Annotated in this window: 16 protein-coding genes; 5 read left to right on the top strand and 11 right to left on the bottom strand. The window is 34.2% G+C overall.

The features are described from left to right. Positions 1-78: 78 nt before the first annotated feature. The 5 genes from tnpB to BN1242_RS09690 form a co-directional block, all read right to left on the bottom strand. Positions 79-432, bottom strand: a complete 354-nt coding sequence (gene tnpB, locus BN1242_RS09710) for an IS66 family insertion sequence element accessory protein TnpB (protein ID WP_062351739.1) — start codon at positions 430-432, stop codon at positions 79-81. Beyond that, positions 429-623 (bottom strand): hypothetical protein, encoded by a 195-nt coding sequence (locus tag BN1242_RS09705; protein ID WP_062351737.1) that lies wholly within the window; start codon positions 621-623, stop codon positions 429-431. The genes tnpB and BN1242_RS09705 overlap by 4 nt, the downstream gene beginning before the upstream one ends. A gap of 369 nt (positions 624-992) precedes the next feature. Beyond that, entirely contained in the window at positions 993-1,196 is a 204-nt protein-coding gene (locus BN1242_RS09700; protein WP_062355023.1) for a hypothetical protein, read from the bottom strand. Continuing rightward, entirely contained in the window at positions 1,196-1,396 is a 201-nt protein-coding gene (locus BN1242_RS09695) for a hypothetical protein (protein ID WP_062355021.1), read from the bottom strand. Before BN1242_RS09695 ends, BN1242_RS09700 begins: the two co-directional genes overlap by 1 nt. Before the next feature lie 63 nt (positions 1,397-1,459). Further along, positions 1,460-2,857 carry a DEAD/DEAH box helicase family protein gene (locus tag BN1242_RS09690; RefSeq protein ID WP_238985131.1) on the bottom strand — a complete coding sequence of 466 codons (1,398 nt, stop codon included), beginning with the start codon at positions 2,855-2,857 and terminating at the stop codon, positions 1,460-1,462. 658 nt (positions 2,858-3,515) lie between these two features. Between BN1242_RS09690 and BN1242_RS09685 the strand changes: the two genes are divergently transcribed. Together BN1242_RS09685 and BN1242_RS09680 are read left to right on the top strand one after the other, a co-directional pair. After that, positions 3,516-3,884: a hypothetical protein gene (locus tag BN1242_RS09685; RefSeq protein ID WP_062355014.1), complete on the top strand. Its 369-nt coding sequence runs from the start codon at positions 3,516-3,518 to the stop codon at positions 3,882-3,884. Positions 3,885-3,910: 26 nt separating this feature from the next. After that, the gene (locus BN1242_RS09680; RefSeq protein ID WP_062355011.1) at positions 3,911-4,645 is read left to right on the top strand and encodes a hypothetical protein; all 735 of its coding nucleotides are present in this window, start codon (positions 3,911-3,913) and stop codon (positions 4,643-4,645) included. 97 nt (positions 4,646-4,742) lie between these two features. On the opposite strand, the gene BN1242_RS09675 is transcribed toward BN1242_RS09680, so the two are convergent. The 6 genes from BN1242_RS09675 to BN1242_RS09650 form a co-directional block, all read right to left on the bottom strand. Then, a complete protein-coding gene (locus BN1242_RS09675; protein ID WP_062355008.1) occupies positions 4,743-5,495 on the bottom strand; it encodes a hypothetical protein in 753 nt (250 codons plus the stop codon). 358 nt (positions 5,496-5,853) lie between these two features. Further along, positions 5,854-6,456 carry a transposase gene (locus tag BN1242_RS13855; RefSeq protein WP_082412274.1) on the bottom strand — a complete coding sequence of 201 codons (603 nt, stop codon included), beginning with the start codon at positions 6,454-6,456 and terminating at the stop codon, positions 5,854-5,856. Further along, positions 6,435-7,652, bottom strand: coding sequence for an IS1182 family transposase (locus BN1242_RS13490; RefSeq protein ID WP_062353753.1), 1,218 nt, complete (start codon positions 7,650-7,652; stop codon positions 6,435-6,437). The genes BN1242_RS13855 and BN1242_RS13490 overlap by 22 nt, the downstream gene beginning before the upstream one ends. A 357-nt stretch (positions 7,653-8,009) precedes the next feature. Beyond that, positions 8,010-8,429 carry an arsenate reductase (thioredoxin) gene (gene arsC / locus BN1242_RS09660; RefSeq protein WP_062355001.1) on the bottom strand — a complete coding sequence of 140 codons (420 nt, stop codon included), beginning with the start codon at positions 8,427-8,429 and terminating at the stop codon, positions 8,010-8,012. Positions 8,430-8,444: 15 nt separating this feature from the next. Next, entirely contained in the window at positions 8,445-9,740 is a 1,296-nt protein-coding gene (locus BN1242_RS09655; RefSeq protein WP_062354998.1) for an arsenic transporter, read from the bottom strand. Positions 9,741-9,754: 14 nt separating this feature from the next. After that, a complete protein-coding gene (locus tag BN1242_RS09650) occupies positions 9,755-10,099 on the bottom strand; it encodes an ArsR/SmtB family transcription factor (RefSeq protein WP_062354995.1) in 345 nt (114 codons plus the stop codon). 301 nt (positions 10,100-10,400) lie between these two features. Here BN1242_RS09650 and BN1242_RS09645 point away from each other — a divergent pair, with 301 nt between their 5' ends. From BN1242_RS09645 to BN1242_RS09635, 3 genes are read left to right on the top strand one after another with little or no spacing between them, the layout of a single operon-like run. Beyond that, a complete protein-coding gene (locus BN1242_RS09645) occupies positions 10,401-10,808 on the top strand; it encodes an ArsR/SmtB family transcription factor (protein WP_238985130.1) in 408 nt (135 codons plus the stop codon). Further along, the gene (locus tag BN1242_RS09640; protein ID WP_476693110.1) at positions 10,780-11,787 is read left to right on the top strand and encodes a permease; all 1,008 of its coding nucleotides are present in this window, start codon (positions 10,780-10,782) and stop codon (positions 11,785-11,787) included. Before BN1242_RS09645 ends, BN1242_RS09640 begins: the two co-directional genes overlap by 29 nt. 39 nt (positions 11,788-11,826) lie before the next feature. Next, the gene (locus BN1242_RS09635; protein WP_476693109.1) at positions 11,827-12,066 is read left to right on the top strand and encodes a thioredoxin family protein; all 240 of its coding nucleotides are present in this window, start codon (positions 11,827-11,829) and stop codon (positions 12,064-12,066) included. Positions 12,067-12,215: the final 149 nt, after the last annotated feature.

Below are 12,215 nucleotides of genomic sequence, written 5' to 3'. Positions count from 1 at the left end.
TTTCGTTCAAATAAGATAGTTCAAGTATATCATTCGAACATCAGTGGGAAAATAGTAAAAGTTAAATTTTAATAGAAATCAAAAGATTCCTTTTGATGATTGCTGAATAGCTTTTGGCTGTTGAATTGATAACCCTTCAAGAAGCCAGCGAAGCTCTTGCTGCGTTAAGTTTTGCACTTCGTTTTCGTTTTTTGGCCATTGGAGCTTTCCTTTATCTAAACGCTTATAAAGCATGGCGAAGCCATCTCCGTCAAAATATAAACACTTATAGCGATCTTTGCTCCATCCGGAAAATAAGAAAATCGAATCTCCGTATGGATCAAGTTCGAAGGAATCTTGAATGAGAGTAGCTAACCCATCGATTCCTTTTCTCATATCTGTTTTACCACAGATAATGTAGATGTTTTTGACACTCGTATAATCGTGCCTCATAGATTTTTCATCTCCCTCATTACGGTTTGGATGATGTGCTCATCAACGCCGTTAGAGAGGAAAATTTCAACGTTGCCCGATTTGATCGTACAAGTTGAATTGAAAAAAGTTTTTGTTGGTATTGAAGATGTAACTTTTTCGGTTTCGGGATGCAATGTAACGGGGATGATAGTAAGTTTTTGTTCAGGCATATGAAAAGCACCTCCTTTAATCGATATCTAAATTTTATCAAGAGGTGCTGCTCAATTATATGCGTTGTTTGAATGGGGGCTTACTACCAAATTTCATTACAGTAACCGAACAGCTCTCTTCTAAAAGCATTATTTCGCACAATACCGTTTTACAGAGCAATTAAAAAGCATCTCAAAATCTATCATCAGAAACAAAAAACGCCTGCATTCACGAATGCAAAGCGTTCCTAGAACTATTCTCATTTTGATTGAAACTTTTCGATAAAAAATATCTACTAATCTTGCTTTCTTTCTCCTTTTATACATATTCTGTATAGGTTCACCTTATTTTTCTTGTTTTCACAGAAAGGTTTTTCTCTAATAGATTGATCATCGGTTATTTTTAAAAGGAACATAATCCATTTCAAATATGTCTACATCTTCTAGCTTGGTATTTTCTATTCCTATAATTTTTCCAAACATTTTTGAACATAAGTATATCAGGTATTCATCGGCTTCTTCCTTACCTTCAAATACTTTACCGGTTACGATATGTTTTCCGGAGCCAAAACCAATAACGACATATCTCTTCACTACTCCCGCTCCCAATCCTGTTTACAGTCGGGACATTGCCATTTGATCACTCGGTCCAATTCCAGACTTGAAATGCCGATCTTTCTTGTAAAATGAGTAGCACCACCATAATGATGCTGCTCTTTTTCGGGAATTGGCTCTCCTTGTAAGTTCGCTCCGTAATGAGGACAATATTCTATGTTATCGTTTAATTTCTTCATTATCTTCTCCTAATATTTTTATTTTTCTTAGTAAAACAAAGAAATACCATCCCACTATATCCGTCATAATACATGTACTAAGCAGGTTTGATAAATCAATGTGTCTAAACTATCTAAAATCTGACCACCAATAAAAATATTAAGCGGAGCGCGGAGTTTTAATTGTCCAGAGTCGTCAAGTAATTGCGTTATATCCTTTTCAGAATTTACCTTTGTAATCATCAAATAATCTTTCTTCAAGGCTGCTAGTACTTCATCTTTAACTTCTTCAAAACTTGGGATGTAGCTCTCTATCAAACTAAGAGATCTAGTTAAATCTTCATAGGATTCTTGAATTAATTCATTTAGTAAAATAGGGTTTTGATCAAGTATTTGCTTTAATTGGTCTTTCATTTCTGAAACAATCATTTCTTGCCATTCATGAGCAGCTTTTGCCTGCTCAGTATGTACTATAAAACTATATTTTTTCTGTCGAACACCTTTTTTCTTATCTTGAATTCTTCTTATCGAACCACCGACAATAAAGTTAATAATGGAATGTCTAAGTGAACTGATCTTATTGCTTGTTAATACATCTTCTAATTTAAATCTTCTTCCATCAGCCTTTTTCAAAATTAATAATTCGTTCGAAGAAATTGGTTCATAAATATGAGAAGCTATTGAATCATGTTCTTCACTTTCCTCAAAATAATATTCACCACCTATGTACGCATCAGGTACAGGAACCAATTCTGTAAAGGCAGGTTTAATCGGCTGAAATGTTTTAGTTGTGCCATCTATTTTCAAATCTTCTGGCTGCAAATATAATGAATACGGGGTAGCTGTAACTTGTAAAAAGTCTGCACTGCTTAACTCTTTACGGATATTATCAATTAAACCGGCAATGACATTGATTTCATATATCTCTTTCTGGGTTTTAGAGAATCCGATACTTGCAAAATCCGCTTCATCGTCAATAATTAACACTTTCTTATTTGCAAGATCAGGATATGTTTCGAACAATGCTTTTTGTAATCTTCTTAGGTTATTTGCTTCCTTCTTAACCACAAAAATTAACTTTTGCTCTAACTCATAGTCTATTAAATTGTCGGGCAAAGTCATGATATCGAAAATCTGTAATACATCATCATCCTTAAAATCTTCAAATTCCTTTTTTAATCGTTCAAAAGTTTGCTGTGCTAAAGCTCTCGTCCCCTTTGTTAGTACAATCGTAATGTCATAGTCATTATCGAAAGCCAGAGCTGTAATTCCAATAAATGTTCTTGTTTTTCCGCTTTGAATTTTCCCTAATAACATACCGGGCCTACTTACAGTCGTGTCATTTTTCATTAGATGGATTAAAGTATTTTCAATACATTGCTTTGTATCTGAAGAGTAATTATTCTTTTCTTTAAATTCACTATAGAATAATCCCTCAGTATTTATCGTAGTAGCTTGCAAAATATTCTTCTCCTTTTCCAATGTCTACTCCATTGGTCATTATTATTTTAATAATGTTAATCATAAATTAAACAGCTTGATTCCCTAAATCATCTAAGAACTTTATGCAGGTCGGCACATAAAGCATCAATGTATTCCTTCGTTTTTTCATTAAAGCTCGAAAATTTATGTGTAACAACGGTTTTTAAAATTTGTCTATATGGTGGGTCTTCTATCTCTAGCTGCTCTTTCCATTGTTCAGGAATGTTTAGTCGATTGAATCGTAGACTTACGATTGTAGGCAACTTTTTTTCGTAATCATTGCTACCTTCATATTGAATAGCACCAACCGGCTTTGCTGTTCCATTTAGATAAATTTGCTTTGTTTGATAGGTTCCTTCACTTCAAATTTTAATTTAGTAAGCGTTTGATCTATATACTTATAAATGTTGGTTATCTCACCAGCATCAATTTGATTTGAGTTCACCTTTCATTCAAACCTCCCATTTTCCCCCAAGATTATACAAAGATACGAGAAAAAATTATAGATTGCGATAATAATCTCTTAGAAACTAGTCATTTAGATATAGCTTTTATCGATCTTATTATATAATAGAGTTGGAGAAATTTGAAATTAAGGTATGTAAATTGAACTACTTCCTAGTCGTTTGGAAAGTTTATAAAAAGTACTTATGGGAAAATGTTAAATACTCCCTTAAATACTGAGTTCATTTTGAGCATCCCCTCATCAGCTTATTCCCAAAGTATAAATGGATCTTATCAATATTCTTCATTACTCGAAGCCTATTTAACTAAATACCCTGCTCAGATTGAAGAGGCTTGTCAAGAATTAGCAAAAAGAGATTTTTATATGCAAGAAATAAATTATGATGAGAGATGGGAAATGGGTCGTTTTTTAATGAATCAATTCGGCATTCAATTCGAGCAATCTGAAGGATCTGAATTGATATTTTCGTTATGCTTGGCGATTAAAAATGCATTTTCATTAACGGATAACAATGTTGGTAAGTTGCTTGAGATAGCAATCTCAAAAAAATATTTAAGATAGAAATAATATTTTGGAAGGAGCATCCCATGAGTTGGTTTCATGAACGTGCAGCTTATGCTGAACATATGAAATATAGAGAAAAGAATCCTAACCGCTTTGTAGTAAAACATGGGACAAATAAACATTCAGATCATAGTAAAGTTTTGTCTAATGATTTATTACTTAATCAAAGCTTAGTGGACACCCTTTTTTATCAAGTTATGTCCTTAATACCATCAAAGTCCATGTCGCTCCCACTCTCAATTGAGATTTGTTTTGAAAATAACTGGTTGGAACATAAAGATATTGACAGTTCAGTAATCGGAAGCTTTTTGCCATATAAATTATTTCAGCATGGAAAATTGCTACGTGAAGGCCGATTGCTACTTTCTAATTGGGGAAATCGGGGTGAACCGGCTTCTGTATATGAAGATGCTTTTTCACGATTCCTTATCATTGAATTGAAAAAACAAAGGTCAACTAATAATTATGATGGGCTAACTCAATATGGATTTCATAAATTCTTGAATGCAAGATATGCAAAGCTGTTGCCCGAATACAAAATACTCGGTGTCGGAAAAGAATTAAAGCCAAGAATTTTAAATATACTAGAAGACAATTTTGAACTGAAAGTATCAGGAGATTTTATCATTTTACCCGAAGTAGAAATTAAAAAGGATAATGATAAGGATTTATTGAATTTTATACAGCAATTATTTGTTGTTGGCCTTGTAAAAGAGTTCAGTCGTGGAAGATTGCCTGAGATGCAATTAGATAAATAGAATAACTCAAAAACCCATGACAGATTCCGTAAGTACGGAATATTGACATGGGTTTCATCACTTCTTCTAAACAAACTCTTTATGAACCTTTTAGTTCTTAATATCTTGAGCGTTCTCTATAATATTTGACTAATAGGTCGATATCTAAATCACGAACTTCAATACTTGAATAATTATGAAAAATCTTGTCACGCAAAGCGTCACTTTCACTCAAACCTAAATATTTAGCAATAGCCTCGATTTCATTTAAGGGAGCATTACTATCAACTATTCCTTTAAATGAAAGAGGTCCTTCAAAATTGTTGGTGTCAACCGAATAGATAAGATAAACATAACTATTGGCTCCAAGTATTTTAGTTCCTACCTGTTCAAGTGCGTCCCTATTCCCCAGATAAGCTTGATGATCAAAACCACCTGTTTCTGCTTCAAAAATTTCGACTGTATTAGCAACTGTTACATCAGAAGTAAAATGAATTCCCCATAGATGATACATCCCTTCTCCTGTCCATCGTAAATCATCAATAAATGTCTCAATTACCTTCTCGACTACTTCCCCTTTATTATTGCCTTCTTCTAGTAAATTCTCTATTTCCCATTGTATTGTTTCTCGTAAAGATAAATTGTTGTCTTCGTTCATGACATATTCAAAAACCTGCTTTTTTAAATCCTCCTCATTTTTAACAAAAAACGCTCCATCTATGTTCTCTTCATTAATGCTTAACAAATATTCTTGGAATTTTTCATAATCTTCCTTAGTTAATTTCATGCCATTATGCATTTTCGTATATTCAACTCCTAAATTTATAATATTTATTCTGAATTTATCCCTATATCTCGCTGTCAAAATCAAGGCGGTCACTCCCTAATAGATTGAGACAAGTAGTTCAAAGGTGAAAATATTTTAACAGTGATTTTTATTGATTCGAATAGTTTTAAAAAATTTGATCATTAATGGGCCATTAATCACAGATTTTATGACCTTTCTATCTTATTTTCGTAAAATTTTAAAATTGATAATAGTATGGCTTAGTATTTAAAAATAACGAGTTAATGAAAATAAAAGATAAGGAGTTACAAAATGAGACTTGAGAAATACTTTTGGATTCGTGTATTTGGCAATCAATTGATGGTTCTTTCCAAAGTTAGTTGACAAGAACCTAATTGGTGTATGTTTGGCAGTATATTTATTAATATTCGTAAATCATAACTCAAAAAGAAAACAGGGCTGTCCAATAAGTCCCTAAAATAAAGCAAGTGGAGAAAATTAGTTTTGTTTTCCTCCACTTGCTTTTTCTATTATCTGGATTATTTTCTGAAAGTAGCTGGCGGATGCCAGCCACTTTCAGTATGTTGTGGGCTAATGCCACGATTCCGAACTCGACATGAACTTTGTCGAGTCCCCGCAACGAAAACCTGCGGAACGACCGATTGCCCTTGATGTGACCGAACACACTTTCTACTTCAACTTTCCGTTGAGAATAGATAGCGGCCTTTTCTTCACATTCAAGGGCTGCTTTGGCCTTAGCTTTCATTTCTTCAAAAATGGTATTCCAATGAACTTGCCGATTGCCGATTGCCTTTGTACATTGTGGTTTTAGTGGGCAATCCGTACAATCCTCACATTCGTATATTTTGAAGCTCTGCTCATAGCCGGATTGATTCCTTTTATTTTGATATTTTTTAAATGTCACTTTCCGTTCGTTCGGACATATAAAATAATCATCTTCCTCCACGTATGTCCAATTTTTCGCATTTTTTATATCATTTCTATATTTTCGCGTTTGTTCCTTTAAGTACGAACCATAAGGAATAAGGAACTCGAATTGCTGCTCTTTTCATCGCCTACGGCATAGACATAATTTTCTTCACTCCCATAACCTGCGTCGGCAATAACTGTTTTCGGCATTGGTAAAGAAGTGGCTGCCAATTTCTCCATATGGGGGATGAAGCAACGTGTATCCGTCGGGCGTTGATGGATGGTGTAAAACAAAATAAATTGATTCTCAGTAGCCATTTGTACATTATATCCAGGTTTCAGCTGACCGTTCTTCATATGGTCTTCTTTCATGCGCATAAAGGTGGCGTCTTTATCTGTTTTCGAGTAGCTGTTACGATCACCAAAAATCTCGTTTTGTTCTTTGTATTTTGCCAATCGCGGAATAGAGTCTTCTTGTATTTGTTTTACACACTTCTTTATCTGACTACGCTCTTTCCGTTTCTCTTTGCGAACGGACGGATCCTTCTCTTTTTTAATTTCCTCCGTTAGTTGTTTTACTTTTTCTTCAAGCACAATGGCCGTTTCCGTTAAGTCCTGTTCGTCTATTTCTTTATTTTGATCCATTTCTTTTCGATTTTCTTCAGTCTCTAATTCGGTGATTTCATGGATGTGCTTTATGGTTTCATGGATTTTTTCTTTTAATTTAGCCTCAAACTTGGAAGTAGCCTTTTTCCAAACAAAGGAATACTTATTGGCATCAGCCTCGATCTTTGTCCCATCTAAAAAGTAGTTTTCAAATGTTATGTAATTTTCCTCAATCAATTTTTGAATCATGGTTTCAAATAATTCATCAATTAAATATTGCATCCGATTCCCACGGAATTCATTAATCGTTCGGAAATCTGGCTGTTGCATCGCAGCTAACCACATCGTAGGAATATTTTCTTTTGTTAATTTTGCAATTCCACGACAAGAATAAACTTTTTGAGTGTATCCGTACAATATAATTTTAAGCATCATTTTCGGATGGTAAGGAGCTCTGCCACCACCTTCATAATGAGAGAAAAGTTGTTCGTCAGGCACAGCTTCAACCATTTCATCTACTACCCGTGCCTCATGATCTATGGGTATGAGAGCTTCAAGATCAAAAATGGCTTGGATTTGACGATTGTTATAAGGTTTAAATGTAGGAGCCAGCTTTCTTTTTTGGGGAGTCTTTTCTTCCTGTACCTCTGGAAAAAGTGTCATTTGAATGGTATCATTGTGAGTAGTAATCATTTGATTGCTCATAAAAAATCGCCCTTTCTTTAATGTTTGTTTGGTCACTTACATTTTACTAGAAAAGGCGATTTTTTTGTGCTCTTTTTTGGAAAAAATAAAAAATTATGGGCCTCGAAAAAGTCAAAAGCTATGACTTTTTGGACAGCCCCTTTGTTTTAACTAGAACTTAGCTGCTCCGCATATTTATATGTTATTAATTCTCTGTCTCTTGTCTCTAACCAAACCTTCTCTTTATGACTTAGTTCAGATACAGATCTTGATTATAAGGGTGAAGAAATTTAGATATGATTTCTAATATTTATTTCCTCTTCTATTACTTTTTCCGTTAATTTTTTAGGATTACTGGTTAGTTAGTATCGTGTCTCGTTATTCTCCCGTTTCCGCAAAGCGTTTAATTCTTTCACCAATTTCATCACGAACACGTTGGAATACAGCCCACTTTTCTTCCTCTGTACCTTCTGCTTTTGCCGGATCATCAAAGCCCCAATGATCACGTTTTACATGCGGGGGTGTCATCGGACATTTATCTGCAGCATCTCCACATAAAGTTACAACAAAGTCCGCATTATTTAGAATTTCAGGATCTATTATGTCTGAAGTTTGATTTGAAATGTCAATATCTACTTCACTCATTGCTTTAACAGCATTTGGATTTAATCCATGTGCTTCAATTCCCGCACTTTTAACTTCCCATTCCTCACCGAGATGCTTTTTAGCCCATCCTTCTGCCATCTGGCTACGGCATGAATTACCTGTACATAAGAAATAGATTGTTTTTTTAGACATCATATCATTCTCCTTTTAGATAATTAATAAAGTTAAAAATAGACCTAGTAAAGTGATAAATAAGATTGGGATTGTTAAAACAATACCCGTCTTGAAATAAGTTCCCCATGAAATTTTAACCCCTTTTTGTGATAGAACATGAAGCCACACTAAGGTTGCAAGAGAACCAATCGGTGTAATCTTTGGACCTAAGTCTGAGCCAATGATATTTGCATATATTAGTGCTTCTCTAATTACACCTGAAGTATTTGTTTCGGCAATCGCTAATGCATCAATCATAACAGTCGGCATATTATTCATGACGGATGACAGGAAAGCTGCAATAAAGCCCATTCCGATCGTGGCAACAAATAATCCTTGATCGGCAGTTGCCTGAATAACACTCGCTAATGAATGGGTTAGCCACGCATTTCCTAAACCATATACAACAATGTACATTCCAATTGAGAAAAAAACGATATTCCACGGGGCGCCTTTAATAACTGCCTTTGTATTAACGACTTTACTCCTTCTAGCCACCAGTAAAAAGACAATGGCAATTATACCTGCCACAATTGAAACAGGAATATTTATGAATTCACTTGAGAAGTATCCAATGAGTAATATCCCCAAAACACCCCATGAGAGACGAAACATTGTTGGATCTTTAATGGCGTCTTCCGGTTGCCTTAATTTAGATAAATCATACGTTTTAGAGATGTTTTTTCTAAAATACACTAATAATACCGTAATCGTTGCAATTAATGAGAAAAAGTTCGGTATAACCATCCTGAAAGCATATTCTACGAAACCAATTTCAAAAAAATCGGCAGATACAATGTTAACTAAGTTACTGACAACAAACGGAAGAGACGTTGTATCTGCTATAAACCCACTTGCCATAATAAACGGAAATACCAGCTTTTCTTTGAAATTCAAATTACGCACCATCGCTAGGACAATCGGTGTCAGAATTAAGGCAGCCCCATCATTAGCAAATAATGCAGCAACAATCGCTCCTAAAATGCTGACATAGACAAACATTTTTACTCCATTACCCTTTGCAGCTCTCGCCATATGCAGTGCGGCCCATTCGAATAATCCAATCTCATCTAAAACTAATGAAATAATGATAATAGCGATAAAAGATAATGTTGCGTTCCAAGTAATGCCGACAACTTCGAACACATCGTTCAAACCGACTACACCAACTAGTAAAGCTAGGAGGGCTCCACCACAGGCAGACCATCCGATATTCAATCCTTTAGGCTGCCAGATTACTAAAATGAGTGTTGCTAGAAAAATAAGTGTTGCTAATATTGCTGTTATCAAATTTCTTACCTCCATTAGTCACAAGAGATACGTAATCCCTGTTCCTCTAATTCCTGTAGTTTATAATCTTGATTAGGAAGATGTCGCAGTAAATCTGTGATTAATGGATAATAATCACTATCTGTATTCAATGAGTAAATAATCCATTGCCCTTTTCTAGTTTCTGTAACAATTCCCAGATCCTTTAATTTACGGACGTGCTGACTAATAGCTGGCTGACTTACTTTAAAAATTTCAACAAATTCACAAACACAATAATCATTCGTGGCCAGCATTTTAACCATAGTTAATCTTGTCTTATCACCTAAGAGCTTTAAGATAGCTGCAACTTTTTCAATCTCTACCGTGGCTAAATTCAAGATGAACACCTCCCACATTGACGTAAATATAAGCAAATAATAATTCACTTATATAATAGTTTGCTTATATATATTTTGCAACTATTTTTCGTTAAAAATTATTCATGTTTTCATTTAGCTCTATATTCTTAACTGTATTTTCGTATGATTTGAACTAACATTATTTCTATTTTAATTCGAAATCCTTCTTAACTCATTTAAGATTTTTTAATAGAGCATTCGCATGTTCACTAATAGTTCATAATAAAAAACTAGAAAACTAGAAAACTAGTTTTATAATAATAACAGGAGGTTGAATCATATGCATATGGAAATACCACTTACAACAAAAACTGCTGTAAAAGATAATCAAGAAACTAAAAACATTGTCATTCAATCTGAAGAAGAACTACCATTTTTAAAACAAAAGGATAAACGAGTGGAAAAAGCAGAGTTTTTCAAAGCGTTGGGAGATGAAACGCGATTAAGAATTATTGGAATGTTAGCGATTGATGACTTATGTATGTGTGAAATTATTTCTGGATTAAATATTCCATCATCTACTGTTTCCCACCATTTGAAACTTTTAGAACGAGGAAGTGTGATTGAGTCCCGGAAAGAAGGACGTTTCACTGTCTATCGTCTGCAAAAAGAAAAGGTTCTTCCTTATTTAAAGTTAGAACTAAAGAAAGAAGGAAAATATGATGGAGGTATTTTCATGGCTGAATGATCAGCTTTTCAAAATGGAATGGCTTTTCGAATTAGTCAAATTGCTTGTAGAAAGAGTTTTTCAACTCCCAATAAATGAAAGGCTAGGAGGAAGTATACATTTTTTTATCTACGATACCATTAAAATCTTTATCTTAATGACTGTTTTAATCTTTTTCATATCCTATATCCAAAGTTATTTTCCACCTGAAAGGACAAAAAGACTTTTGGCCGGGATTAAAGGGGTAAAAGGAAATATTTTTGGTGCTTTACTCGGAACGATTACTCCCTTCTGTAGCTGTTCCAGTATTCCCTTATTTATTGGTTTTACCTCTGCGGGATTACCAATAGGTGTCACTTTCTCTTTTTTAATTTCTTCACCGATGGTGGACCTTGCTTCTTTTCTATTATTAACGTCATTCTTCGGGGTGAAAATTGCTGCTATTTACGTAATTGTTGGTTTATTCCTTGCCATCATTGGCGGTACACTTATTGATAAATTGAATATGAGAGATCAGGTAGATTCCTTTGTAACATCAGGGCATAGCAACTTAGAGGGACAATTAGAAGAACTAACTATTAAGGACAGAATCAACTATTCTGTTGAACAAGTAAAGTCCATCTATAAAAAGGTTTGGTTCGCCATTCTAATTGGTGTTGGAATTGGTGCATTGATTCATAATTGGATTCCACAATCGGTTATTGAAACAGTTATCGGTGAGAACAACCCATTTGCTGTTTTAATTGCAACCATTGTTGGCATACCTATTTATGCTGATATTTTTGGAACTTTACCAATTGCGGAAGCTTTGTTCGGAAAAGGTGTAGAAATAGGAACTATCCTTTCTTTTATGATGGCCGTTACAGCTTTATCCCTACCTTCTCTAATTATGTTAAGTAAAGTAGTGAAGCCGAAATTATTAGCTACCTTTATCACTATATGTTTTATAGGAATGATTATTATTGGTTACACATTTAACTCACTGGATTTCCTATTTTAATAGGGATTGCCATATTAACTATATTATATTTTTAAGGAGATGCTTAAATTGATTATTAAAGTATTGGGACCCGGCTGTGCAAATTGTAAAAGATTAGCAAATAACGTAGAAGTAGCTGTTGAAGAACTTGGTATCGATGCTTCTATTGAAAAAGTAACAGATTTTAAAGAAATCGCAAAATATGGGGTTATGAGTACACCTGCACTCGTTGTTGACGAACAGTTAATAGTTTCAGGAAAAGTTCCTAAATCTGAGGAAATTAAAAAGTATTTACAATAGATTTAAATAAAAGGACGGGGCTGGTCCAGAAAGTCGTATTTTCAACTTCTGGATGCCCCTCTTTATATTTCAAACCTTTGATATATCAACATTCTTGTTTAAATCCAACACGCAAAAAATTGAAGGAGCAGTAGGACTTGCTACATCGT

The sequence above is a fragment of the Bacillus kwashiorkori genome, assembly GCF_001375515.1.
GTDB classification, from domain to species: Bacteria; Bacillota; Bacilli; order Bacillales; family Caldibacillaceae; genus Bacillus_BK; species Bacillus_BK kwashiorkori.
Note: the sequence above shows the minus strand (reverse complement) of the source record. Positions and strands in the feature narration are given on the sequence as shown.

What these genes read in the sequence shown, in the direction of transcription:
- BN1242_RS09695 (WP_062355021.1), bottom strand. Translation starts at nt 1,396, where the DNA reads ATGAAGAAATTAAACGATAACATAGAATATTGTCCTCATTACGGAGCG.
- BN1242_RS09645 (WP_238985130.1), top strand. Translation starts at nt 10,401, where the DNA reads ATGCATATGGAAATACCACTTACAACAAAAACTGCTGTAAAAGATAAT.
- arsC (WP_062355001.1), bottom strand. Translation starts at nt 8,429, where the DNA reads ATGTCTAAAAAAACAATCTATTTCTTATGTACAGGTAATTCATGCCGT.
- BN1242_RS09685 (WP_062355014.1), top strand. Translation starts at nt 3,516, where the DNA reads ATGTTAAATACTCCCTTAAATACTGAGTTCATTTTGAGCATCCCCTCA.
- BN1242_RS13490 (WP_062353753.1), bottom strand. Translation starts at nt 7,652, where the DNA reads ATGAGCAATCAAATGATTACTACTCACAATGATACCATTCAAATGACA.
- BN1242_RS09640 (WP_476693110.1), top strand. Translation starts at nt 10,780, where the DNA reads ATGATGGAGGTATTTTCATGGCTGAATGATCAGCTTTTCAAAATGGAA.
- BN1242_RS09635 (WP_476693109.1), top strand. Translation starts at nt 11,827, where the DNA reads ATGCTTAAATTGATTATTAAAGTATTGGGACCCGGCTGTGCAAATTGT.
- tnpB (WP_062351739.1), bottom strand. Translation starts at nt 432, where the DNA reads ATGAGGCACGATTATACGAGTGTCAAAAACATCTACATTATCTGTGGT.
- BN1242_RS09705 (WP_062351737.1), bottom strand. Translation starts at nt 623, where the DNA reads ATGCCTGAACAAAAACTTACTATCATCCCCGTTACATTGCATCCCGAA.
- BN1242_RS09680 (WP_062355011.1), top strand. Translation starts at nt 3,911, where the DNA reads ATGAGTTGGTTTCATGAACGTGCAGCTTATGCTGAACATATGAAATAT.